General features: G+C 58.8%; 25 protein-coding genes and 3 tRNA genes. 19 read left to right on the top strand and 9 right to left on the bottom strand.

Annotated features, from left to right (window positions below; genetic code table 11):
- Positions 1–62: 62 nt before the first annotated feature.
- Entirely contained in the window at positions 63–3,041 is a 2,979-nt protein-coding gene (gene uvrB / locus AGR1_RS03935; protein ID WP_136902929.1) for an excinuclease ABC subunit UvrB, read from the bottom strand.
- 268 nt (positions 3,042–3,309) lie between these two features.
- On the opposite strand from uvrB, the gene AGR1_RS03940 reads away from it, so the two are divergent.
- Positions 3,310–3,663 (top strand): DMT family protein, encoded by a 354-nt coding sequence (locus AGR1_RS03940; protein ID WP_035223996.1) that lies wholly within the window; start codon positions 3,310–3,312, stop codon positions 3,661–3,663.
- A gap of 108 nt (positions 3,664–3,771) precedes the next feature.
- The gene (locus tag AGR1_RS03945) at positions 3,772–4,194 is read left to right on the top strand and encodes a GNAT family N-acetyltransferase (protein ID WP_080792824.1); all 423 of its coding nucleotides are present in this window, start codon (positions 3,772–3,774) and stop codon (positions 4,192–4,194) included.
- 17 nt (positions 4,195–4,211) lie between these two features.
- On the opposite strand, the gene AGR1_RS03950 is transcribed toward AGR1_RS03945, so the two are convergent.
- Positions 4,212–4,595 carry a helix-turn-helix domain-containing protein gene (locus tag AGR1_RS03950; RefSeq protein WP_080790388.1) on the bottom strand — a complete coding sequence of 128 codons (384 nt, stop codon included), beginning with the start codon at positions 4,593–4,595 and terminating at the stop codon, positions 4,212–4,214.
- 154 nt (positions 4,596–4,749) lie between these two features.
- Here AGR1_RS03950 and AGR1_RS03955 point away from each other — a divergent pair, with 154 nt between their 5' ends.
- Positions 4,750–5,361: an NAD(P)-dependent oxidoreductase gene (locus tag AGR1_RS03955; protein ID WP_149146265.1), complete on the top strand. Its 612-nt coding sequence runs from the start codon at positions 4,750–4,752 to the stop codon at positions 5,359–5,361.
- 12 nt (positions 5,362–5,373) lie between these two features.
- Positions 5,374–5,850: a nuclear transport factor 2 family protein gene (locus AGR1_RS03960; RefSeq protein ID WP_149146266.1), complete on the top strand. Its 477-nt coding sequence runs from the start codon at positions 5,374–5,376 to the stop codon at positions 5,848–5,850.
- Positions 5,851–5,917: 67 nt separating this feature from the next.
- On the opposite strand, the gene AGR1_RS03965 is transcribed toward AGR1_RS03960, so the two are convergent.
- The 4 genes from AGR1_RS03965 to AGR1_RS03980 all read right to left on the bottom strand — a co-directional run bounded on the left by AGR1_RS03965 (position 5,918) and on the right by AGR1_RS03980 (position 9,204).
- On the bottom strand, positions 5,918–7,282 hold the full coding sequence (locus AGR1_RS03965) for a PepSY domain-containing protein (RefSeq protein ID WP_149146267.1): 1,365 nt from the start codon (positions 7,280–7,282) through the stop codon (positions 5,918–5,920).
- 47 nt (positions 7,283–7,329) lie between these two features.
- Entirely contained in the window at positions 7,330–7,734 is a 405-nt protein-coding gene (locus AGR1_RS03970) for a DUF2946 family protein (protein WP_080790392.1), read from the bottom strand.
- Positions 7,735–7,847: 113 nt separating this feature from the next.
- On the bottom strand, positions 7,848–8,240 hold the full coding sequence (locus tag AGR1_RS03975; protein WP_003507645.1) for an acyl-CoA thioesterase: 393 nt from the start codon (positions 8,238–8,240) through the stop codon (positions 7,848–7,850).
- A 76-nt stretch (positions 8,241–8,316) separates the two neighbouring features.
- The gene (locus AGR1_RS03980; RefSeq protein WP_077981755.1) at positions 8,317–9,204 is read right to left on the bottom strand and encodes an RNA methyltransferase; all 888 of its coding nucleotides are present in this window, start codon (positions 9,202–9,204) and stop codon (positions 8,317–8,319) included.
- A 209-nt stretch (positions 9,205–9,413) separates the two neighbouring features.
- Between AGR1_RS03980 and AGR1_RS03985 the strand changes: the two genes are divergently transcribed.
- Positions 9,414–9,498: transfer RNA gene (locus tag AGR1_RS03985), tRNA-Tyr, on the top strand.
- Positions 9,499–9,523: 25 nt separating this feature from the next.
- A tRNA-Gly gene (locus AGR1_RS03990) sits at positions 9,524–9,597 on the top strand.
- 174 nt (positions 9,598–9,771) lie between these two features.
- Here AGR1_RS03990 and AGR1_RS03995 read toward each other — a convergent pair.
- Together AGR1_RS03995 and AGR1_RS04000 are read right to left on the bottom strand one after the other, a co-directional pair.
- Positions 9,772–9,966 carry a hypothetical protein gene (locus tag AGR1_RS03995; protein ID WP_149146268.1) on the bottom strand — a complete coding sequence of 65 codons (195 nt, stop codon included), beginning with the start codon at positions 9,964–9,966 and terminating at the stop codon, positions 9,772–9,774.
- A 128-nt stretch (positions 9,967–10,094) separates the two neighbouring features.
- Positions 10,095–10,415 (bottom strand): BA14K family protein, encoded by a 321-nt coding sequence (locus AGR1_RS04000; RefSeq protein ID WP_149146269.1) that lies wholly within the window; start codon positions 10,413–10,415, stop codon positions 10,095–10,097.
- Between the two features lie 241 nt (positions 10,416–10,656).
- Here AGR1_RS04000 and AGR1_RS04005 point away from each other — a divergent pair, with 241 nt between their 5' ends.
- From AGR1_RS04005 to AGR1_RS04015, 3 genes are all read left to right on the top strand, one after another.
- Entirely contained in the window at positions 10,657–11,106 is a 450-nt protein-coding gene (locus AGR1_RS04005; RefSeq protein ID WP_149147271.1) for a hypothetical protein, read from the top strand.
- 325 nt (positions 11,107–11,431) lie between these two features.
- On the top strand, positions 11,432–11,680 hold the full coding sequence (locus tag AGR1_RS04010; RefSeq protein WP_149146270.1) for a hypothetical protein: 249 nt from the start codon (positions 11,432–11,434) through the stop codon (positions 11,678–11,680).
- A gap of 34 nt (positions 11,681–11,714) precedes the next feature.
- Complete coding sequence (locus AGR1_RS04015; protein WP_149146271.1) at positions 11,715–12,083, top strand: MliC family protein; 369 nt, start codon at positions 11,715–11,717, stop codon at positions 12,081–12,083.
- Positions 12,084–12,545: 462 nt separating this feature from the next.
- Here the strand turns inward: AGR1_RS04015 and AGR1_RS04030 are convergent, their stop codons facing one another.
- Complete coding sequence (locus tag AGR1_RS04030; RefSeq protein WP_077981759.1) at positions 12,546–13,178, bottom strand: TerC family protein; 633 nt, start codon at positions 13,176–13,178, stop codon at positions 12,546–12,548.
- Between the two features lie 400 nt (positions 13,179–13,578).
- Between AGR1_RS04030 and tuf the strand changes: the two genes are divergently transcribed.
- The 10 genes from tuf to rpoB all read left to right on the top strand — a co-directional run bounded on the left by tuf (position 13,579) and on the right by rpoB (position 23,940).
- Complete coding sequence (tuf, locus tag AGR1_RS04035) at positions 13,579–14,754, top strand: elongation factor Tu (protein WP_149146272.1); 1,176 nt, start codon at positions 13,579–13,581, stop codon at positions 14,752–14,754.
- 143 nt (positions 14,755–14,897) lie between these two features.
- Entirely contained in the window at positions 14,898–15,791 is an 894-nt protein-coding gene (locus tag AGR1_RS04040; protein ID WP_080790397.1) for an NAD(P)-dependent oxidoreductase, read from the top strand.
- A 126-nt stretch (positions 15,792–15,917) separates the two neighbouring features.
- Positions 15,918–15,993: transfer RNA gene (locus AGR1_RS04045), tRNA-Trp, on the top strand.
- Between the two features lie 186 nt (positions 15,994–16,179).
- On the top strand, positions 16,180–16,380 hold the full coding sequence (gene secE / locus AGR1_RS04050) for a preprotein translocase subunit SecE (protein ID WP_042618546.1): 201 nt from the start codon (positions 16,180–16,182) through the stop codon (positions 16,378–16,380).
- A 45-nt stretch (positions 16,381–16,425) separates the two neighbouring features.
- A complete protein-coding gene (nusG, locus tag AGR1_RS04055; protein WP_003523721.1) occupies positions 16,426–16,956 on the top strand; it encodes a transcription termination/antitermination protein NusG in 531 nt (176 codons plus the stop codon).
- Between the two features lie 144 nt (positions 16,957–17,100).
- A complete protein-coding gene (gene rplK, locus AGR1_RS04060; RefSeq protein ID WP_003523723.1) occupies positions 17,101–17,532 on the top strand; it encodes a 50S ribosomal protein L11 in 432 nt (143 codons plus the stop codon).
- Positions 17,533–17,534: 2 nt separating this feature from the next.
- On the top strand, positions 17,535–18,230 hold the full coding sequence (rplA, locus tag AGR1_RS04065) for a 50S ribosomal protein L1 (protein WP_149146273.1): 696 nt from the start codon (positions 17,535–17,537) through the stop codon (positions 18,228–18,230).
- Between the two features lie 355 nt (positions 18,231–18,585).
- Positions 18,586–19,104, top strand: a complete 519-nt coding sequence (gene rplJ / locus AGR1_RS04070; protein ID WP_004442637.1) for a 50S ribosomal protein L10 — start codon at positions 18,586–18,588, stop codon at positions 19,102–19,104.
- A 59-nt stretch (positions 19,105–19,163) separates the two neighbouring features.
- Positions 19,164–19,541, top strand: coding sequence for a 50S ribosomal protein L7/L12 (gene rplL / locus AGR1_RS04075; protein WP_077981787.1), 378 nt, complete (start codon positions 19,164–19,166; stop codon positions 19,539–19,541).
- A gap of 262 nt (positions 19,542–19,803) precedes the next feature.
- Positions 19,804–23,940, top strand: coding sequence for a DNA-directed RNA polymerase subunit beta (gene rpoB, locus AGR1_RS04080; RefSeq protein WP_080790399.1), 4,137 nt, complete (start codon positions 19,804–19,806; stop codon positions 23,938–23,940).
- Positions 23,941–24,007: the final 67 nt, after the last annotated feature.

Raw genomic sequence — 24,007 nt, forward strand, 5'->3', positions numbered from 1 at the left:
TGACGTGAACGATGGGGTGCCTTAGCTGCTGTTCATGTCAGGCGGGCCTTGCACAGAGCGCATCAGCGACCCGGACGGCCGGTCTTGCCCTTGGTTCGGCTTTTGCGCTTCTGCTCGCCGGCATCCTCATAGGAACCCGCGCCAATCTTGCCGCGGACCAACGGTCTCGGATCGTCCGTCGCACGCTCCGCCTGGCCCTCCAGCAACGGTGAGAAGCGTTTTCCGGCCTCGGTTTCGGGCCTGTCGGGCACCGCGCCGCGTACGGGCTTTTCGGTTCTTCCCACCGTCATCTCGTCCAGCGTGTTCCTGCGGAACAACGGCTTTCCGGCGTCCGAGCCGGGGCCCATTTCGTCCAGAGAGGGTTTGGCGAAGAGGGAGTTGAAAGTTGCCGGGTGCGGCTCACCCCCCTCTGTCCTGCCGGACATCTCCCCCTCAGGGGGGGAGATCGATTCGTGGCGGGCGCTCGTTCCACTTTTCCTGGTCTTGCCGCCACTCTCAAGAGATTTTGCCTCTTCCTTGGCCATGGGGTCATCCATGGTGGCGAGTTCGGCGGCCTTGAGGCGCTTGATTTCGTCGCGCAGGCGGGCAGCCTTTTCGAAGTCGAGGTCGGCGGCGGCGTCGCGCATGGATTTTTCCAGCGCGTTGAGATGTGCCTGCAGATTGTTGCCGACCAGATGGCCGCCATCGGCGAAGCCCTTGCCGGAAACGCCAGAAATATCGGCTCTTACGTGGTCGCGCTCATAAACCGAATCAAGAATATCGGAAATCTTCGCCTTGACCGATTCGGGCGTGATGCCGTGTTCTTTGTTATAGGCCATCTGCTTTTCGCGGCGGCGGGAGGTTTCCTCCATCGCCCGCTTCATCGAGCCGGTGATATTGTCGGCATAGAGAATGACCTTGCCGTCGACGTTACGGGCGGCGCGGCCTATGGTCTGGATCAGCGAGGTTTCCGAGCGCAGGAAACCTTCCTTGTCGGCATCGAGGATCGCGACGAAACCGCACTCGGGAATATCGAGGCCTTCGCGCAGTAGGTTGATGCCGACGAGAACATCGAAAGCGCCGAGGCGCAGGTCGCGGATGATCTCGATGCGCTCCAGCGTGTCGATGTCCGAGTGCATGTAACGGACGCGCACGCCCTGTTCGTGCAGATATTCGGTCAGGTCCTCGGCCATGCGTTTGGTCAGCACGGTGCAGAGCGTGCGGTAGCCCTTGGCGGCGGTTTCGCGGATTTCGCCGAGAACATCGTCCACCTGGCTGCGGGCGGAGCGCACTTCCACTGGTGGATCGATGAGGCCGGTCGGGCGGATGACCTGTTCGGCGAAGACGCCGCCGGACTGCTCCATTTCCCACGCGCCGGGGGTGGCCGAAACCGCCACGGTGAGCGGGCGCATCGCGTCCCATTCCTCGAAACGCAGTGGACGGTTGTCCATGCAGGAGGGCAGGCGGAAGCCATATTCGGCCAGCGTCGCCTTGCGCCTGAAGTCGCCGCGATACATGCCGCCGATCTGGCTGACGGAGACATGGCTTTCGTCGATGAACAGCAGAGCGTTGTCAGGGATATATTCGAACAGCGTCGGCGGCGGCTCGCCGGGATTGCGGCCGGTGAGATAACGCGAATAGTTTTCGATACCGGCGCAGGAGCCGGTGGCCTCCAGCATTTCGATATCGTAGCGGGTGCGCTGCTCCAGCCGCTGGGCTTCCAGCAGGCGTCCGGCCTTCTCAAGCTCGGCGAGGCGGCCCTTCAACTCTTCCTTGATCGACTTGATCGCGCCGTTCAGGGTCGGGCGCGGGGTGACATAGTGCGAGTTGGCGTAAATCTTGACCGATTGCAAATCGCCTGTTTTCTGGCCCGTCAGTGGGTCGAATTCCGTGATCGAATCGATCTCGTCGCCGAACATCGAGATGCGCCATGCGGCATCCTCAAGGTGGGCGGGGAAGATTTCGATGGTATCGCCGCGCACGCGGAACGAACCGCGCTGGAAATCCATGTCGCGGCGTTTGTATTGCTGGGCCACGAGGTCGGCGAGAAGCTGGCGCTGGTCCAGCCGATCGCCCACCTGCATCTGGAAGGTCATGGCGGTGTAGGTTTCCACCGAGCCGATACCGTAGATGCACGACACGGAGGCGACGATGATGCAGTCGTCACGCTCCAGCAGCGAGCGCGTGGCGGAGTGGCGCATCCGGTCGATCTGCTCGTTGATTGAGGATTCCTTCTCGATGAAGGTATCGGAGCGCGGCACATAGGCCTCCGGCTGATAATAATCGTAGTAGGAGACGAAATATTCCACCGCATTGTCGGGGAAGAAGTTCTTGAACTCAGAATAGAGCTGCGCGGCCAGCGTCTTGTTGGGGGCGAGGATGACAGCCGGGCGCTGCGTCGCCTCGATCACCTTGGCCATGGTGAAGGTCTTGCCGGAGCCGGTGACGCCGAGCAGGACCTGGCTGCGCTCACCGGAATTGATGCCCTCCACAAGGTCGGCAATGGCCGTCGGCTGGTCGCCGGCGGGCTTGTAGTCCGAAGCCATGCGGATGGCGACGCCGCCTTCGGATTTCGGCGGGCGGGCAGGGCGGTGGGGCGTCCACAGCTTGCCGTCCTTGAACAGCGGATTGCCGCTCTCGATCAGCTTCGACAAGGCATCCACGGTTGCGGTGACGGCGCCCGGCGCGAGGTTGGCCGCGTCCTCCAGCGATACGTCCAAGCCGGCGACCGGATTGAGACCGGCGGCGGCGCGGGTTTTCGGATCGCTCGATGCGCCGATCGATACGCCGCGGGCTGTCTTGGAGGCCGTGGTCTTCTTGGCCGTCTTCGGCGCGGCTTTCTGCGCTTCCTTGCGCGCCTCGATCTCGATCTTTTTGCGGTGCTTGCCCGCTTTCGAAGCGATTTCGCGCTGGGTTTCCACCGAGCCCGCCTCGGCTTCAGCCTCGAGCTGCTTCACCCAATCGGCGACGCTGCCGCTGAGCGGCGCACCTTCGAATGACGATTGCGGAGCTTCCTCGAAGCCCGAGGGCGAGGAGGTGGAGTTTTTCGGTGATCTGGCCATGGGCGAAATATGGAGGGAGTCCTTCGCAAAGTGAAGGGGAGACGATGAAAAAATGAGTACAAAAAGGAAACGAAGCGCGCGGAACAAAATTCGACCGGATACGTTGCGTAGCGGCTGAAGACGGTTCTGCTAAAATCCGTAGAAAATCGATTTCGGTTTTCTGGCGGATAAGCTAGAGCAAATCCATACGGGCGGAATGAGGGTTCCCTTCTGACTGCCTTCTCCTGCCACATTTCATAACATCCCTCCCTTTTTCCCAGGACCCATCATGCCGTTTTCGATCAGCCCCGCCCATATCTGGCCTGTCCTGATGCTCATCGCCTCCAATGTTTTCATGACCTTCGCCTGGTACGGCCACCTCAAGCACAAGGGCAGCGCGCTTTTCCTGGCGATTGTCGCCAGCTGGGGTATCGCCTTCTTTGAATATATGCTGGCCGTTCCCGCCAACCGCATAGGGTCGGAGGTCTATTCCACCGCGCAGCTCAAGACCATTCAGGAGGTCATCACGCTCGCGGTCTTCGCGCTGTTTTCGATCTTCTGGCTGAAGGAAAGCATCACCATCAATCACGTGATCGGTTTCGCTCTGATCGCTTTCGGTGCGTCCTTCATATTCCGCTCCTGAAAGCGAACGAATGGACCGGCGTCCCTGCAGGCCCGGAACCGACCGCAACGAATATGAGATGATGTATCGATGAAAATACGGTCTGCACAAGTTGACGATGCAATGGCGATGGCGGCGGTTCAGAACGAGATATTCTCGGCCGGCCTGCGCAAAGCGCCGACGGACGTCACGGCGGTGCTGGCGAATTACATCCAGCACGCTGACCGTATCGAATGCTCGGTTGCCGAGGACGATGACGGGCGTATTCTGGGCTTCCAGTCGCTGCGTTATGCGCGCAGGGACAATGCCTATGGCGTGGCGGAAGGCTGGGGCATCATCGGCACCCATGTGAGCCCGCAGGCGGCGCGACGAGGTGTGGGATCCGCGCTCTTTGCGGCGACGCGCAGGGCTGCGGAGGCGCGGGGCCTTCAGAATATCGACGCCAGCATCGGCGCGGACAACATGCTCGGGCAGAGTTATTACGACGCCATGGGATTTACAACCTATCGCCAGCCGGAAGGGCTGGTCTGCAAGGTTTACCGGCTGGGCTAGACGCGGCCTGCTTCCGGTCAGCCGCGATTGTCGTTTTCGGAATATTGCAGACGCGCCTTGCAGATGCGAACGTGGTTCTCGTCAGCCCATTGCACCAGCAATTGCATCGGCACCAGAAACGAGCGGCCGAGATTGGTCAGCTCATATTCCACGCGTGGCGGCACCTCGGCATAAAGCGTACGGCGGATGAAGCCGTCCTCTTCCAGCCGTTTCAGTGTGCGAGACAACATCTGTTTGGAAATATCGTCGATCCTGCGGTTCAGTTCGTTGAAGCGCAGCACGCCGCCCTGCAGGGCTTCCAGAACCAAAAGGCTCCATTGATCGCCAATACGGTCAAGCACATCGCGGATGGGGCAGGGCTGGTCGAAGGCAAAAGCTTCTTTCGTCTGCGTATCCGCCATGTCCTTACCCTTTGCCCTTTTTACCCTAGCAGGTCATCGCCATGTGACCAGATCAGCCGCCGCTGACTTCTTGCGGCTATGGTTGCGATACCATAGCTCTTCTTCGCGGTCTATAATTTAGACCGATAATGATTGTGACAAGAGGAAAGAAGCCATGGCTAAAATCGCGCTCATCGGCGCTTCCGGCAATGCCGGGTCCCGTATTCTGAAGGAACTTTCCGACCGGGGACATCAGGTGACGGCAATTGCCCGCAATCCCGAAAAGATCGCCAGCCTGCCGAATGTGGTGGCAAAGAAGGGCGATGTTTTCGATCAGGCAGGGCTTTCGGAACTGCTGAAGGGTCACGATGCCGTGATTAGTTCGGTGCATTTCACCGCCAGCGATCCGGCAACGCTGATCGAGGCCGTGCGCGCCTCCGGCGTTCAGCGCTATCTCGTCGTCGGCGGCGCCGGCAGCCTTGAAATCGCGCCGGGAAAGCGTGTGGTCGATCTGCCGGATTTCCCGACTGCCTACAAGGCCGAAGCGACCAAGGGTGCGGAGTTCCTGGACCGGCTGAAACAGGAAAAGCAGCTCGACTGGACCTTCCTGTCGCCCTCCGCCGAGTTCGTGCCGGGCGAAAGAACCGGCAAATTCCGCATCGGCAGGGATAATCTCCTCAGCAATGGTGAGGGCAGCCGCATTTCCTTCGAAGACTACGCCATCGCACTTGTCGATGAAATCGAGAAGCCGCAGCACTCCCGCCAGCGTTTCACCGTCGGTTATTGAGAGGTATCGCCCATGAATTTCATGACACGCCGTCTTGTCATCGCCGCTTTCGCCCTCGTGCCCGCCTTGATGGCGGCACCCGTTCTGGCGCAAACTGCAGCACGGGACTTCGCGCAGGAAGAAGCCAACCGCAAACTGGTGATCGAGTTCTACGATACGGTCTTCAACAAGCATGATGTGGCGGAAGGCGCCACCGTCCTCGTCGACAGCTACAAGCAGCACAACCCGATGGTGCCGGACGGCAAGAAGCCGTTCGTGGATTATTTCACCGGCTTCTTCAAGGAGAATCCGCAGTCGAAGGCCCGTATCGTGCGCAGCGCCACGGATGGCGATCTGGTCTATCTGCACATCCATTCGACGGAAAATGAAGGCGATCGCGGTAGGGCCATCGTCGATATCTTCCGCGTCACCGATGGCAAGATCACCGAGCACTGGGACGTGATCCAGCCCGTTCCAGAAACGGCGGCGAACAATAATACAATGTTCTGAGGGCCGTTGCCGTCGCATTGCCGATAACAGGGGAACAGCCGGGATTTTCGCCCGGCTGTTTTCATTTTCAGATCGCGCGTCGTTTCTGGCGCGACTGTACGACCAGATCCAGCGCCAGCATGGCCAGCAGGCTCGCGCCCACCAGCGGGAAAATGATGCCGCCGATGGCGAGTATGGCGAGCAGACCGTACAGGACGCGTTTTTCCTGCGGCAAAGGCGGCACGCCGAGCGACCCTTTCGGGCGGCGTTTCCACCACATGATGCCGGCAGACACGGCAAGCAGCACAATGCCGATACAGGCCGCCAGAAGCACGATCTGGTTGGCAAGGCCATATTGCTGGCCCAAATGCACGTTGATGCCCCATTCCAGCGCCTTGCCAAGCGGACCGTAATCAGCATAGCTCATATCGATCAGCGGTTTACCGCTATATTGATCGAGATGGACGACTCGTTGCTGCGCCAGATCGTCGGGATAGACGGAGCCGCTATAGACGCCCGTCGGTTTTCCCGGCAAGGCGACAGCGTAACCGGCGGCAAGGCCGAGCGCGTCGAAACGTGCTATCGCCTCGTCGATCCCGATTGGCTGGCTTTCGGTGGAATGCGTGGATTCCGGTATTTTCGCCTGCTCCAGCGACCAGCTCGTCTTCGCCACGTGGTCGAGATGGTCTCCCGACATCGGAACATCGGTGCGAATGCCCGCCGGATATCCGAAGTTGCTGCCATTCGCCCATTCATTGACCTTCGCACCCCAGACGCCCGACCAGGGCATGCCGGTGACCGCAAGGAAAACGATGAAAAAACCGACGAAGATGCCGGTGACGGCATGGGTATCGCGCCAGAACACCCGCTTTTGCGGCGTGCCGCGCACGGTCACGACACCGCCGGTCTGTTTTCGCGGCCACCAGAGATAGATGCCGGTAGCGACGAGAAGAATGGACCAGCCGGCGGCGATTTCGATCAGATAACGGGCATAGGTACCGAAATATTTCAGGCTGTGGAGATAACGGATCGTCCACATGACGGTGCCGCGATCCGGGAGGGAACCGGCCACCTCTCCGGTATAGGTGTTGACATAGACGGCCCGCTTTCCATCCGCCGTATTGACGGTGATTTCCGTCGACGCGCCCGGATCGGCCGGGGTGGTATATTTGACGGCTGTGCCGGGAACGGCGGCAAGCGCTGCGGCCACGATTTCGGAAGGCAGGGCTTTCGGCGCGTTTTGCACCACCTCCACGCGCTTCAGGTCCGCATGGATGAGATTATCGAACTCATCCCGGAAGAGATAAAGCGCACCGGTGACGGCGAGCGATATCATGAAGGGCAGGACGAGAAGACCGGCATAAAAATGCCAGCGCCATACGGCGCGGTAAAGATTTATGGACGAGGAATGCGCAGGCGCACGCTCGCCCTCGAAAGAGGTCGTAACGGACATGGATGTCTCCGCAAGAGAATTGATTTTCCGGCAGGCCGGACAGTGTTCTAGCGCTGCGGAGCGGAGGGAGGTGCGCGTGGGCGCGATTCCAGATTGGGCGGCGATGGCGGCAACGCCGCGTCGACGTTCAGGAAGGCGACTTCGACCGCGGGGAGAATATTGTCCGCGCGCTCGATGGGAATAACCGGAAGAGCGGCGGCCGTGGCCGAAGCCAGACGGCAGAGCGTGCCGCAGCAATCGTCGGCTATCTTGCCGGCCGGGTTCTGTTTGCCGGAGCCGCCTTCCGGCATATGGCTGGAGCAGATGATTTCATCCGCTGCGAGCGCGGCCATCGCCATGTTGCCGCTGGTCAGACCGTTGGCGAGACCCTGCAAAAGGAAAAGCAAAACCGCCAGCATGGCGATGGCGCCAGCCGAACTTCTGTCCTGCATGATCCTGCGAATGAATCCCATGCAGTCGCAATGTCACATTTGCGGCGAAATGTCACCGCGACACAATGACGGCAGGCTGCTGGCGCGCTTGCCGAGCGTGCGGAGCGGCGCTGGACCCAGCGCCGCTCCGCCAATCATTCCGCTGCCGGAATGGGCGTGGGTTGTCCGTTCTCGTCCATCGCCACCATGATGAAGGTTCCGGCGGTGACTTTTTCCAGCTTGTCATAACGCGACCGCTGCGCCCAGGCTTCCACCGTCAGCGTGATGGAGGTGCGGCCAACGCGGGCGATATCCGTATAGATCGACAGCGTGTCGCCGATCTTCACCGGCAACTCGAAAGCCATTTCCTTGACCGCCGCTGTGACCACGCGACAGCGGGAACGCTCCGCGGCGCGGATACCGCTCGCCAAGTCCATCTGCGACATGACCCAGCCGCCGAAAATATCGCCGGCCGGATTGGCGTCGGCCGGCATGGCGAGCGTTCTGAGCGTCAGCTCGCCGGTCGGTTTGATGGTCGGGTTGGTCATGTTGAGATTTGCTCCATGCGAATGACAAAGGCGCAGCATGCGTTGCGCTTTGCCATTTCGCAAGGAAGGCAAAGCGTCAGGACGACGCTTTGCCCAGAAATTGCTGCGTTGCATAAAGGGCGATGGCTGCCGCATTCGACACGTTGAGCGATTTGATCTCGCCGGGCATATCGAGACGGGCGAGCGCCGAGACGGTTTCACGCGTTTTCTGGCGCAGGCCCTTGCCTTCGGCGCCCAGAACCAGCGCGATTTTATCACCGCTGAAGGTTTGTTCGATAGGGGCGGGGCCTTCGGAATCCAGGCCGACGGAGAAGAACCCGAGCTTGTGCAGCTCGCCCAGCGCATCGGCCAGATTAGTGATCTGGATATAGGGAATGAGTTCCAGCGCACCGGAAGCCGATTTCGCCAGCACGCCCGACTCGGTCGGGCTGTGGCGCATGGTGGTGATGACGGCGCCGGCGTTGAAGGCGACCGCCGAGCGCATGATGGCGCCGACATTGTGCGGATCGGTGACCTGATCGAGCACGAGGATGAGCGGGCTGTCCTTCAGCGCGCCGAGACGCTTGACCGGCAGCGGCCGGGTTTCCAGCATCACGCCCTGGTGGATGGCCTCGGGGCCGAGCACACGGTCGATATCCTGAGGGGAGACCATCTCGACCGGGAAGGGCTGGGCATCCGCCTCGCCGATATCCAGCCGCGCAAAGGCGTTCTGGGTGACGGAGAGCTTGACGATCTGCCGTTCGGGATTGGCGAGTGCCGCACGCACGGTATGCAGGCCGTAAAGATGCACCTGATCGGGTGCAAGCTGCGGCGGCTTCCAGTCGTCTGCGCCGCGGTTCTTGCGCTTCGGCTGCTGCGGGGTCGGAATTTCGCCGCGCTCGCGCTTGGCGTCGCGCACGGCGCGGCGCAGGTTGGCATAGTGCGTGTCGCGGGTGGATTTGTTCTTGGGATCGTCTTTGCTCATGGCGCCTTATATCTCCGGGACGAGGCGCGCACCAGCCCCCGCGATAATCCACAGGGCGGTAAAGAGGTTTGAATTTTTTCCCGAAAATTCGTGAATGGGCGTGTTGACAGAAACGAACGAGGCCGTCATATACGCGCCACAGACGACGCAACGGCGCTTCGCCGCAGCGAAATCTGAAGAGCTTGGTCGCTCGATCCTAGCAGAAAGCTGGAGGGATGCCCGAGTGGTTAAAGGGGACGGACTGTAAATCCGTTGGCTACGCCTACGTTGGTTCAAATCCAACTCCCTCCACCATTCTGCACGGATCGAAATCACCACCGCGGGTATAGCTCAATGGTAGAGCAGCAGCCTTCCAAGCTGAATACGCGGGTTCGATTCCCGCTACCCGCTCCAGCGACTGTTCCCATCATCACTCGATTTTCTTTGGCGCTTATTTCGTGGCCTTGTTTGTTTCGGCGGAAACATGCGCCCGTCTTTTGGCACTTTTCAACTGTGGGATGGCGTTCCGTCTGCGCTTTGCGATGGGGCCTGACTGTATCTGTGGGTTCTGGCCCTGCGCAATCGTCTTCAGAATGCCTCAAGGGTAGACTGGATTCGCGGTTTTTCCGCGTCCAGCTCGCTCAACCGTTCCATATGGGCCGTGATTTCCTTAAAGAGCGAGGTCCGGTCCGTTTGCGACAGGCGCTCAACGCGGCGCAGGGCGGCAATCACCTTGATCAGGTCAAGTCGCTCCTGCTCAAGCTTTTCCAGATTCCATGACATCGCGTTTTCCCCGTTGGCAGGCGCATGAACGGCTTGCGGGGATAAAGGTTCAGATCAATAGAATTTAAGGTAAATTTTATCTTCCCGGCAGCGGCCCGGCTGGAGATCCAGCCCAGGCCTCAGTCGATTCAGTAGGGCGAGCGGCATTGCGTTCGTGTACCGGCAGGCGCCCTATAGCTGTTGTCCGTGGGATGGTAGGATGCGTAACGCGCCGCACACCATTTTATATGGTTGATCTCGGCTGGCGACAAGGCGTAGCCGTTGGACACGGCCTCTTCGCCTTTCCCCGCCGCAAAGGCAGAGGCGGGATAGCCTCGCTCATCTGAAGCCTGCGCCTGTGTTTTGTAGGCTGGCGGTATGAGGCTCAGCGCGTTGGCGGGAACGACCGCAGCGGCAGATATCGCGACGCCAAGAGCGAGCGCGGAGATGGTCTTCGGCATCCTCAACATCGATAAATCCTCGTTATTCGTTCGGTATGCTAACGAAAACTTAGGAAATTCGTTCCGCTGGAGGCTTGACGCCACACGAAGACGTGATTCTGCGACGTCGGCTTCATCGGGAAAACGCTGTGTGCGATGAGTGCGTTTTACGCCCGATCAACAGGACTTTGTATCCCTGCCGCACTGCTCGTTGACAAGTGCAAAATCCGGTCAGATAGTCGCCCGGCAATCATGCAAACGGGAGCCTTCAATGTTTAACAGGGTTGTCATTCTCTCATCCTTTGCGCTGCTGACATCGGCGGCGTTTGTCTCCCCCGCAGCCGCACTCACCATGAAGGAGTGCAGCGCGAAATATCAGGCGGCGAAAGCCGACGGGTCTGCCAAGGACGTCAAGTGGAACGACTATCGCGCCAAGTTCTGCGGCAGCGAGGCGGCCGCCGAGGATGCGGCCGACGACAAGCAGGTCGCGGCCACGACAGAAAAAGAACCTGAAAAAGCGACGATAAAAGCTCCCAGGGGCGTCGCTTTCCCGCGTGCGGTCGATAAGAAATATTCAAGCGAGACGCCCGCAAAAGCGCGCCTGAAAACCTGTGCCGACTCTTACCACAAGAACAAGAATGACGGCACGCTCGGCGATCTGAAATGGATCCAGAAGGGCGGCGGCTACTGGAGCCTGTGCAACACGGCCCTGAAGAGCTGAGACAGGGTGGCCAAGTACCTCCGGCATTGGCGCGTTATCCGACACGACTTTGGATAACGCGTGAGTCGTTCGGTCGTGATCGTTTCACCTGCCGCCATTCGCCGGCAGATGCGCATATCTCGCTTTGTCCGCGATCAAGGCTTGTCGCGGATCAGTCCGTTCCTTGATGGTTGGAAATCCGTGGCTGGGAGCAACCCCGTTTTCGGGCGGGTAAAATCTGCGAATGGCTTGCGATTCAGTCTCTTGATAGAAAGACCTGATACTGCGGATTGATCCGCAGCCAGCAATTCAACGGCTGCGGCTGTCCGATGACGGTTCGCTGGCAATGTGGGCTGATGACCAGACGATTTCGAAACTATCTCACCGTGCTGGCCATATCGCTGTTGATGTGGACGGTGATCCTTGGCGTGGTTTATTGGCTGTTTCGATAGTTTTTACCAGGCTTGCCGGCCTGAATGAAACTGCCGCAAGGCTTGTTTGGCGAGAAAGCCCCAGGTTCGCCTATGAGGCTGATATTCCCAAAAAATTTGAGGTGTTGAGAGACGGCCGCCCCATTTCGGCTTTGCTGGCGTGACCCTATGGTTCGGTGAAATCAGGAAAGGGTCATCATGAAAAAATCCGTTGCCACGACCTGGCTTGCAGCTTTTTCCATGTCGATTGCGACCGGCGCCATGGCTGAAGAGCTGGTGATTCCGCTTCCAAATGACACGACGGTCGAAAAGGTGGAGACAGTCTACCAATGCGCTGCCGACAAGGTGGAGGTCGTCTATTTCAATGCCGGGGAGATCAGCCTCGTACGGCTGGGGCTGAAGGATGGCGTCACCGTTGCCGCAAATGTCATTTCCGGGTCGGGAGCCAAATATCAGGGCGGCATTTATGTCTGGTGGTCGAAGGGCGAGGAGGCGGATCTTTACGATCTGATGGCCGATCCGCAGATGAAGCAGCCGGTTCATTGCATCGAGACCAAAAAATCCTAAACGTTTGCTCGTTTCCGCAAAGGAGCGGCGGCAGGGCGGTTTGTGACAACCTTGCCATGCCGCCGGTCAGCGTGGAAGTGCGCGCGCGGCGCGTTCAGCCAAGAACGAGCGACGCAAGAAGCGCCAGCAGGATGAGAGAACTGGCGACAACGCCGAACCTCACCCTGCGAAGGCGGCGGGTACGTCCGCCGCTCCAGTCATAAGCCATTGGCAGCTTTACCTTTCTTTTTATTGTTATGACTTATTGATTAGCTCCCTAGGCTTGCCCGTGCCTGACCTCAATTGCCAGAATCAATCTGCGAAAATTTACGATTTCCCTGTTCTCTCCCGATGTTGCAGCAAGTGCTGCGGTTGATTCTTCCTGTCCCGCGACGGTGGGGCGGCTTCATCGGCGCAAGTCATGGAAAAGGCCCGGAAACGGCTGTCTCCGGGCCTTCTGTAGAAGCGTTTCTGGTGGCTGTTTCAACTCAGATAGGTCTGGAGATGGGGCAGAACCTCGAGCGTACCGTGATACAGCATGTTAAGGGCCACATAGATGATGACCATCAGGCCGAGATAGGAAATCCAGCGATAGCGGTGCAGCAGCTTGGCGACGAAGTTGGCGGCAAGGCCCATGAGCGCAATTGAAACGACGAGGCCGATGATAAGCACCGTCACATGTTCCTGCGCAGCGCCGGCGACGGCAAGGACGTTGTCCAGCGACATGGAAACGTCGGCGATGACGATCTGGGTCGCGGCCTGGAAAAAGGTCTTATGACCCTTGGTCAGGTCGGCCTCTTCGTCCGTGACCTCGTCTTCGATAGAGCCTGCGGCCTCACGCAGTTCGACCCACATCTTCCAGCACACCCAGGCAAGAAGCAGGCCGCCGAACAATTGCAGGCCGACAATGGCGAGAAGCTGCACGGTGACGGCGGCAAAGCCGATGCGAAGAACCGTGGCGGCGATGATGCCGACCAGGATCGCCTTGCGGCGAAGGTGAGCGGGCAGACCGGCTGCGGCAAGGCCGATGACGATGGCGTTGTCGCCCGCCAGCACGAGGTCGATTGCGATGACCTGTAGGAATGCCGTGAAGCCGGCGGCTGTGAAGATTTCCATGGGATGGTCCTGAGGCGGTGCAGAGGTCGCGAAGGAGGCGACGGATCGAGATATGGCATGGACGGCGCGCCCGCGACGGATTCCAGTCGCCCGCCTCTCCCCGGCGATGACATGTCCTTAAGCCATCATGCCGGTGCAGGTAAAGAAGTTGTGATGGAAATATCTTATTTAGTGATCGACTATTGCGCAGAAGGGAGCCGCCGGGCCGGCGCCGGCTTCGCCCTCGTGACGGTTTGAATGTCGCAGATCAGATACCATATACAGGCCTCAAGGCACGCTTTGGGCGCGCGCGAAGACGCTTTCACAATTAAGTCTTGCGCATTCGCTTACAAAGCCTTAAACGGCGACACCAAACCGGTGCGCCGGGGAAACTACTTCACGTTCACAGGAAGCAATTCACATGGCAAAGAGCAAGTTTGAGCGGACGAAGCCGCACGTCAACATTGGCACGATCGGTCACGTTGACCATGGCAAGACGTCGCTGACGGCGGCAATCACGAAGTTCTTCGGCGAGTTCAAGGCGTATGACCAGATCGACGCCGCTCCGGAAGAAAAGGCGCGTGGTATCACGATTTCGACGGCGCACGTTGAGTATGAGACGCCGAACCGTCACTACGCTCACGTTGACTGCCCCGGCCACGCCGACTACGTGAAGAACATGATCACGGGCGCTGCGCAGATGGACGGCGCGATCCTGGTTTGCTCGGCCGCTGACGGCCCGATGCCGCAGACCCGCGAGCACATCCTGCTTGCCCGTCAGGTCGGCGTTCCTGCGATCGTCGTGTTCCTGAACAAGGTCGACCAGGTTGACGACGCCGAGCTTCTGGAGCTCGTCGAGCTTGAAGTTCGCGAACTTCTGTCGTCCTACGACTTCCCGGGCGACGATATTCCGATCATCAAGGGTTCGGCGCTTGCTGCTCTTGAAGACAGCGACAAGAAGATCGGTGAAGACGCGATCCGCGAGCTGATGGCTGCGGTTGACGCCTACATCCCGACGCCTGAGCGTCCGATCGACCAGCCGTTCCTGATGCCGATTGAAGACGTGTTATCGATCTCGGGCCGTGGTACGGTTGTGACGGGTCGCGTTGAGCGCGGTATCGTCAAGGTTGGTGAAGAAGTCGAAATCGTCGGCATCCGTCCGACGTCGAAGACGACTGTTACCGGCGTTGAAATGTTCCGCAAGCTGCTCGACCAGGGCCAGGCCGGCGACAACATCGGCGCACTGGTTCGCGGTGTTAACCGTGACGGCGTCGAGCGTGGCCAGATCCTGTGCAAGCCGGGTTCGGTCAAGCCGCACAAGAAGTTCAAGGCAGAAGCCTACATCCTGACGAAGGAAGAAGGCGGCCGTCATACGCCGTTCTTCACGAACTACCGTCCGCAGTTCTACTTCCGCACGACGGACGTGACGGGCATCGTGACGCTTCCTGAAGGCACGGAAATGGTTATGCCTGGCGACAACGTCACCGTTGACGTCGAGCTGATCGTTCCGATCGCGATGGAAGAAAAGCTGCGCTTCGCTATCCGCGAAGGCGGCCGTACCGTCGGCGCCGGCATCGTTGCCTCGATCGTCGAGTAATCTTTTCCCGCAAGGGATTTGAGAAAACCCCGCTGGAGACAGCGGGGTTTTTTGTTTTGTGCCACGCGGTTCAGAGGGAAGAATAGCTTTCGTTCTTCTGTCCGGGCTGCTACTTCATTGCCGGGGAGATAATGAGGAGTATCATGAAAAAGCGCATTCTATTTACCGGCGGTTCCGGCAAGGCGGGAAGGCATGTAATTCCTTGGCTTATCGACAAAGGGTATGAGGTTCACAACATCGATCTCGTGCCTCTCGACAGGCCGGGCGTGACCAATCTCATCGTCGATATCAGCGACAGCGGGCAGGTCTTTAATGCCCTGTCGATGCATAGCAACTTTGCCGAGCTTGAAAGCGGGAAGGGCGTTCTGCCCTATGACGCGGTGATCCATTTTGCCGCCGTTCCCCGCATTTTGATAAAGCCTGATAACGAGACGTTCCGCATCAATACGATGGGAACCTACAATGTTATCGAAGCCGCGGTGAAGCTTGGTATTCGCAAGATCGTCATCGCATCGAGCGAGACCACGTATGGCGTCTGCTTTGCTGAAGGTGATAAGGACTTCCATCATTTCCCGCTTGAGGAGGACTACGACGTCGATCCGATGGATTCATACGGACTGTCGAAGGTGGTGAATGAAAAGACCGCGCGGGCCTTTGCAGAGCGGAGCGGATACGACATTTACGCGCTGCGAATCGGTAATGTCATCGAACCTCATGAATATGAGAAATTTCCCGATTTCTTTGCCCGTCCGGAGACGCGTAAACGCAATGCCTGGGGTTACATCGACGCGCGTGATCTCGGTCAGATCTGTCATTTGTGCGTCGAGAAGGACGGTCTCGGCTATCAGGTCTTCAACGCCGTCAATGATACTGTGACGGCGACGGTTCCCACGCGAGAGCTTGCGCGGACATATTTCCCTGACGTGCAATTTCGTCGCGATATCGGGGATCATGAGGGATTGATCTCCAACCGCAAGATTCGCGAAGTTCTGGGTTTCAGGGAAGAACATGACTGGCGGAAATACGTCAAACCCTGACGGGTGCACGATTTTCGGGGGCGGAGTGGAAAAAACAAAAAACACACTTGCCATTCTTTCCCCTGCACCTTAAAGGAGCGCATACCGAATTGGCCAAGCGATTTTCGCTGCCGGTTCAGGTGATCAAGGGGTATAGCTCAGTTGGTAGAGCGGCGGTCTCCAAAACCGCAGGTCGGGGGTTCGAGCCCCTCTGCCCCTGCCACTTTCCATTCGCAAGCGCGGGTTCTCGCTGCATGGCAGATGGGTGCCGGATTTCCGGCGAATTTCGCGGAATGTCGATTTCCTCTTGTTAAAAAGGGAATCGGTGTTTATGTAGGGTCAAAACAGACACGCGGTGCGTGGGGCTGATCAGTATCGGCTTTACGCGCCGTAATTGCGTGGGCAGTCAATGGCATCCAAAACCAATCCGTTTACGTTTCTGCAGCAGGTTCGCGCCGAAGCGTCAAAAATCACCTGGCCGTCGCGCCGCGAGACCATGATTTCGACGGCTATGGTGCTGGTGATGGTCATTTTTGCGGCTCTGTTCTTCTTTGCTGCGGACCAGCTCATCGGCTGGCTGCTCAGCCTGGTGCTGAGTGTAGGCCGGTAACGGCACGCTCAAGGACCCGGTAGAAGGATCGAACGGAGAATAAAAATGGCAGCGCGCTGGTATATCGTTCACGCATATTCGAATTTTGAAAAGAAGGTCGCCGAGTCGATCGAGGAGAAAGCCCGTCAGAAGGGTCTGGATCATCTTTTCGAGAAAATCCTCGTGCCGACCGAAAAGGTGGTCGAGGTGCGTCGCGGCCGCAAAGTCGATAGCGAGCGCAAGTTTTTTCCAGGTTACGTGCTGGTGCGCGCCAACCTGACGGATGAGGCCTATCACCTCATCAAGAACACGCCGAAGGTTACCGGTTTCCTCGGTTCGGACAGCAAGCCTGTTCCGATTCCCGATTATGAAGCCGAGCGTATCCTCGGTCAGGTTCAGGAAGGTGTCGAGCGTCCGAAGTCTTCGGTTTCGTTCGAGATCGGCGAGCAGGTTCGCGTTTCCGACGGTCCTTTCGCGTCGTTCAACGGCGTGGTGCAGGATGTCGACGAAGAGCGGTCGCGACTGAAGGTGGAAGTTTCGATTTTCGGCCGCGCTACACCGGTCGAGCTGGAATACAATCAGGTCGAAAAGGTCTGATTGGCGGGGCGAAGCCCCAAGCGCGTGGAAGGCTAACTGGCTCTTTAAGCCGGGGCAGGGCGCCGCACCACGCAACCGCAGCCGCCGGAGCAATCCGGCTTGAGAGAAGCCGGGAAACCGGTTTGAATTGAAGGGCAGAGAGATATGGCTAAGAAAGTTGCAGGCCAGCTCAAGTTGCAGGTAAAGGCCGGGGCGGCCAATCCGTCCCCGCCGATCGGTCCGGCACTTGGTCAGCGTGGCATTAACATCATGGAATTCTGCAAGGCGTTCAATGCCGCCACGCAGGAAATGGAAAAGGGTATGCCGATTCCGGTCGTCATCACCTATTACCAGGACAAGTCCTTCACCTTCGTCATGAAGCAGCCGCCGATGACGTATTGGCTGAAGAAGGAAGCTAAGATCACCTCCGGTTCCAAGACGCCCGGCAAGGGCGCCAAGGTCGGTTCCATCACCAAGGCTCAGGTCAAGACGATCGCTGAAGCCAAGATGAAGGATCTGAACGCAGCCGACATCGAAGGCGCAATGGCGATGGTTGAGGGCTCTGCCCGCGCCATGGGCCTGGAAGTGGTAGGTTGATCATGGCCAAGGTAGCAAAGCGCATTCAGAAGATCCGCGAAGGCGTGGATTCCAACAAGCTCTACGTTCTCACCGACGCCATTTCGATGGTCAAGGAACGTGCAGTCGCCAAGTTCGACGAAACCGTTGAAGTTTCGATGAACCTCGGCGTTGACCCGCGCCATGCGGACCAGATGGTTCGTGGCGTTGTCAACCTGCCGAACGGCACCGGCCGTGACGTTCGCGTCGCCGTCTTCGCACGTGGCGCCAAGGCTGATGAAGCCACGGCTGCTGGTGCTGACGTTGTTGGTGCGGAAGAGCTGGTTGAAATCGTTCAGGGCGGCAAGATCGACTTCGATCGTTGCATCGCGACCCCGGACATGATGCCGCTCGTCGGCCGTCTCGGCAAGGTACTCGGCCCGCGTGGCATGATGCCGAACCCGAAGGTCGGAACCGTGACCATGGACGTTGCCGGTGCTGTCAAGGCATCCAAGGGCGGCGCTGTCGAATTCCGCGTCGAAAAGGCCGGTATCGTACACGCTGGCGTTGGCAAGGCTTCGTTCGACGCCAAGGCTCTTGAAGAAAACATCAAGGCTTTTGCCGACGCCGTCATCAAGGCAAAGCCGACTGGCGCCAAGGGCAACTACGTCAAGCGTGTGGCGATCTCCTCGACCATGGGTCCGGGCGTCAAGATCGACCCTTCGTCGGTCACCGCTTAATAAATTCTCGCGCTTCGTCATGAGGCGTGAATAAAAGAATTTCCGGCTCCCAGGGAGCCGGAGATTTCCGGGGAAACCCGGAACTCCTGTCCGAGATTGCGGGTGGCCTTGTCTTTCGGGATTTGGCCTTAATCATTTAGCCTGCATGAGACGGGTGAGGCTGGATTTGAGGCATCTTTCGATGTCTGACTGTCCGGTTCGAACCTGGTGTGCCTGTGCCTGAAGCCGTTTGCGGCGACAGAGCGGGGGACAGGATCCTCGAGCGTCGCTCGGGATCTTTGTAAAAAGGTCCCTTGGGGCAAAGGCAAACCCGACGGGTTCACAATCATGTGGTCCCGTCTACTGGAGACAGACAGTGGAAAGAGCGGAAAAACGCGAATTCGTCACGGAGCTGAACGAAGTCTTCAAGGCTTCCGGTTCGGTTGTCGTGGCCCACTATGCTGGTGTCACCGTTGCGCAGATGAACGACTTCCGTTCGAAGATGCGCGCTGCCGGAGGCACCGTCAAGGTCGCGAAGAACCGCCTGGCCAAGATCGCTCTTCAGGGTACGGAGTCGGAAGGGATGACCAATCTCTTCAAGGGACAGACGCTGATTGCATACAGCACTGACCCGATGATCGCTCCGAAAGTCGTCATGGACTTCGCCAAGACCAACGACAAGGTCGTTGTTTTGGGCGGCGCCATGGGCGCAACCACGCTCAACGCCGAAGCAGTCAAGTCGCTTGCGACCCTGCCTTCGCTCGACGAGCTGCGTGCAAAGCTGCTGGGCCTTCTCAATGCCCCGGCAACTCGCGTCGCAACGGTTGTTGCAGCACCGGCAAGCCAGCTTGCCCGCGTGTTCTCGGCTTACGCCAAGAAGGACGAAGCCGCTTAAGGCGGTTTTTCGCTGTAAATATTCAAACTGGTTCGAACTGAACAAAAGGAACTATCAAAATGGCTGATCTCGCAAAGATCGTAGAAGACCTCTCCTCGCTGACCGTTCTGGAAGCTGCAGAACTGTCGAAGCTTCTTGAAGAAAAGTGGGGCGTTTCCGCTGCTGCTCCGGTAGCTGTTGCTGCTGCTGGCGGTGCTGGCGTTGCTGCTGCTGTTGAAGAAGAAAAGACCGAGTTCGACGTTATCCTGGTTGACGCTGGCGCCAACAAGATCAACGTCATCAAGGAAGTTCGCGGCATCACCGGCCTCGGCCTCAAGGAAGCCAAGGACCTCGTCGAAGGCGCTCCGAAGCCGGTCAAGGAAGCTGTTTCCAAGGCTGAAGCTGCTGATCTCAAGAAGAAGCTTGAGGACGCAGGCGCCAAGGTTGACGTTAAGTAATCTTGCGATTGCTGGCGGGAAGGGGCTTTATGTCCCTTTCCGTCGTTATCGTTTTTAAAACTCATTACCCAAAAGCCGCGTGAAAATGGCTTTTGGGTAATGGGTTCTTCAAGAGAATGGTTCCGAACCGGCTCATCTAGGCAATCCGGCCTGATCGATCCGGGATGTGGAACGAGATTGATGATACCCATTGCTTGACGGGATCGACTGGCCATCGGTTCCCGTCCGTTGCAGGCCCGGATGCAATTTTAAAGGAGCGACGATGGCTCAGACCCTTTCGTTTAACGGTCGCAGGCGCGTACGCAAGTTTTTCGGCAAAATTCCAGAAGTAGCGGAAATGCCGAACCTCATCGAGGTTCAGAAGGCTTCGTATGACCAGTTTCTCATGGTTGACGAGCCCAAGGGTGGCCGTCCCGACGAGGGATTGAATGCCGTATTCAAATCCGTATTCCCGATCACCGATTTCTCGGGCGCGTCCATGCTTGAATTCGTGTCCTACGAATTCGAAGCGCCGAAGTTCGACGTCGAGGAATGCCGTCAGCGCGATCTGACCTATGCAGCGCCGCTGAAAGTGACGCTGCGTCTCATCGTGTTCGATATCGATGAAGATACGGGCGCGAAGTCCATCAAGGACATCAAGGAACAGTCCGTCTACATGGGCGATATGCCGCTCATGACCAATAACGGTACGTTCATCGTCAACGGCACCGAGCGCGTCATCGTTTCGCAGATGCACCGTTCGCCGGGCGTGTTCTTCGATCACGACAAGGGCAAGAGCCATTCTTCCGGCAAGCTGCTCTTTGCTGCCCGCGTCATCCCGTATCGCGGTTCCTGGCTCGACATCGAGTTCGACGCCAAGGACATTGTCTATGCGCGTATCGACCGTCGCCGCAAGATCCCCGTGACCTCGCTGCTGATGGCGCTTGGCATGGATGGCGAAGACATTCTGTCGACCTTCTACACCAAGGCTTCCTATGAGCGCGACGGCGACGGCTGGCGCATTCCGTTCCAGCCAGAGACGTTGAAGAACGCCAAGGTCATCACCGACATGATCGACGCCGATACCGGCGAAGTCGTGGTCGAAGGCGGCAAGAAGCTGACTCCGCGCCTGATCCGTCAGTTGACGGAGAAGGGCCTGAAGGCGCTGAAGGCGACCGACGAAGACCTTTACGGCAACTATCTGGCCGAAGACATCGTCAACTACGAGACGGGTGAAATCTATCTCGAAGCCGGCGATGAAATCGACGAGAAGACCCTCGGTCTCATCCTGCAGTCCGGCTTCGACGAGATTCCGGTCCTCAACATCGACCACGTCAATGTTGGCGCCTATATCCGCAACACGCTGTCTGCCGACAAGAACGAGAACCGTCAGGAAGCCCTGTTCGATATCTACCGCGTCATGCGTCCGGGTGAGCCGCCGACCATGGAATCGGCGGAAGCGATGTTCAACTCGCTGTTCTTCGATGCAGAGCGTTACGATCTGTCGGCCGTCGGCCGCGTCAAGATGAACATGCGCCTCGACCTCGATGCGGAAGACACCGTGCGCACGCTGCGCAAGGAAGACATCCTCGCGGTTGTGAAGATGCTGGTCGAACTGCGCGACGGCAAGGGCGAAATCGACGACATCGACAACCTCGGCAACCGTCGTGTCCGTTCTGTCGGCGAACTGATGGAAAACCAGTATCGTCTGGGCCTTCTGCGCATGGAACGTGCGATCAAGGAACGTATGTCCTCGATCGAAATCGACACCGTGATGCCGCAGGACCTGATCAACGCGAAGCCGGCGGCCGCCGCTGTTCGCGAATTCTTCGGTTCCTCGCAGCTTTCGCAGTTCATGGACCAGGTGAACCCGCTTTCGGAAATCACCCACAAGCGCCGCCTTTCGGCTCTTGGACCGGGTGGTCTGACCCGCGAGCGCGCAGGCTTTGAAGTCCGCGACGTTCACCCGACCCACTACGGCCGTATTTGCCCGATCGAAACGCCGGAAGGCCCGAACATCGGTCTGATCAACTCGCTTGCAACCTTCGCCCGCGTCAACAAGTACGGCTTCATCGAAAGCCCGTACCGCAAGATCGTCGAAGGTAAGGTGACCAATGACGTGATCTACCTCTCCGCGATGGAAGAGGCCAAGTATTACGTCGCGCAGGCCAACGCGCCGCTCAATGAAGACGGTTCGTTCTCGGAAGAGTTCGTCGTCTGCCGTCACTCGGGCGAAGTTATGCTCGCACCGCGTGACAACATCAACCTGATGGACGTTTCGCCGAAGCAGCTCGTTTCGGTCGCAGCGGCGCTCATTCCGTTCCTGGAAAACGACGACGCCAACCGCGCTCTCATGGGCTCGAACATGCAGCGTCAGGCCGTTCCGCTTCTGCGCGCCGAGGCGCCGTTCGTCGGTACCGGCATGGAGCCGATCGTCGCCCGTGACTCCGGCGCTGCCATTGCGTCCCGTCGCGGCGGTGTCGTCGATCAGGTGGATGCGACCCGTATCGTTATCCGCGCCACGGAAGACCTCGATGCCGGCAAGTCCGGTGTTGACATCTATCGTCTGCAGAAGTTCCAGCGTTCGAACCAGAACACCTGCGTCAACCAGCGTCCGCTGGTTTCCGTCGGCGACATCATCTCCAAGGGCGATATCATCGCGGACGGTCCGTCGACCGACCTCGGCGATCTGGCTCTCGGCCGCAACGCGCTTGTCGCGTTCATGCCCTGGAACGGCTACAACTACGAAGACTCGATCCTGATGTCGGAGCGTATCGTTTCCGACGACGTGTTCACCTCCATCCACATTGAAGAATTCGAAGTGATGGCGCGCGACACGAAGCTTGGTCCGGAAGAAATCACGCGCGACATTCCGAACGTTTCGGAAGAAGCGCTGAAGAACCTCGACGAAGCCGGTATCGTGTACATCGGTGCGGAAGTTCAGCCGGGCGACATCCTCGTCGGCAAGATCACGCCGAAGGGCGAAAGCCCGATGACGCCGGAAGAAAAGCTTCTGCGCGCCATCTTCGGTGAAAAGGCTTCCGACGTTCGCGACACCTCCATGCGCATGCCTCCGGGCACGTTCGGTACGGTCGTGGAAGTCCGCGTCTTCAACCGTCACGGTGTGGAGAAGGACGAGCGCGCGATGGCTATCGAGCGCGAAGAGATCGAGCGTTTAGCGAAGGACCGCGACGACGAGCAGGCGATCCTCGACCGTAACGTCTACGGCCGTCTTATCGACATGCTGCGTGGTCAGGTTTCGATTGCCGGTCCGAAGGGCTTCAAGAAGGGCGTCGAGCTCTCCAACGCCGTCGTCTCCGAATATCCCCGCTCGCAGTGGTGGATGTTCGCTGTCGAAGACGAGAAGGCTCAGTCCGAGCTGGAAGCGCTTCGCGGCCAGTACGACGAATCCAAGTCGCGCCTTGAACAGCGCTTCATGGACAAGGTCGAAAAGGTCCAGCGCGGCGATGAAATGCCTCCGGGCGTGATGAAGATGGTCAAGGTCTTCGTTGCCGTTAAGCGCAAGATCCAGCCGGGCGACAAGATGGCCGGCCGTCACGGTAACAAGGGCGTTGTCTCGCGCATCGTTCCGGTCGAGGACATGCCGTTCCTCGAAGACGGCACGCATGTCGACATCTGCTTGAACCCGCTCGGCGTGCCTTCGCGCATGAACGTCGGCCAGATCCTCGAAACCCACCTCGCATGGGCATGCGCAGGCATGGGCAAGAAGATCGGCGAGATGCTCGAAGAGTATCGCAAGACGATGGACATCAGCGAGCTTCGCAGTGAGCTGACGGAAATCTACGCGTCTGAAGCCAATGACGAGGTTCAGAGTTTCGATGACGACTCGCTTGTCAAGCTTGCCGAAGAAGCCAAGCGCGGTGTTTCCATCGCGACCCCGGTCTTCGACGGTGCGCATGAGCCTGACGTCGCCGCGATGCTGAAGAAGGCAGGTCTGCATGAATCCGGTCAGTCCGTTCTTTACGACGGTCGTACCGGTGAGCCGTTCGACCGCAAGGTCACTGTCGGCTACATGTACATGATCAAGCTGAACCACCTTGTCGACGACAAGATCCACGCTCGCTCGATCGGTCCTTACTCGCTTGTTACCCAGCAGCCGCTGGGCGGTAAGGCGCAGTTCGGCGGTCAGCGCTTCGGGGAAATGGAAGTCTGGGCTCTGGAAGCATACGGCGCGGCTTACACGCTGCAGGAAATGCTCACCGTCAAGTCGGACGACGTGGCGGGCCGCACCAAGGTCTACGAAGCGATCGTCCGTGGCGACGACACCTTCGAGGCCGGTATTCCGGAGAGCTTCAACGTTCTCGTCAAGGAAATGCGGTCGCTGGGTCTTTCGGTCGAACTGGAAAACTCGAAGATCGAGAACCAGCCCGAAGACCAGCTGCCCGACGCGGCGGAGTAAGACGATAGAGGCGGGCGCCTGCAAGGGCGCCTGCCGGTTTCCCGGACGGTATTGGCCGGTTCGGGAC

The organism is Agrobacterium sp. B1(2019) (genome assembly GCF_008274755.1).
GTDB lineage: Bacteria > Pseudomonadota > Alphaproteobacteria > Rhizobiales > Rhizobiaceae > Agrobacterium > Agrobacterium salinitolerans.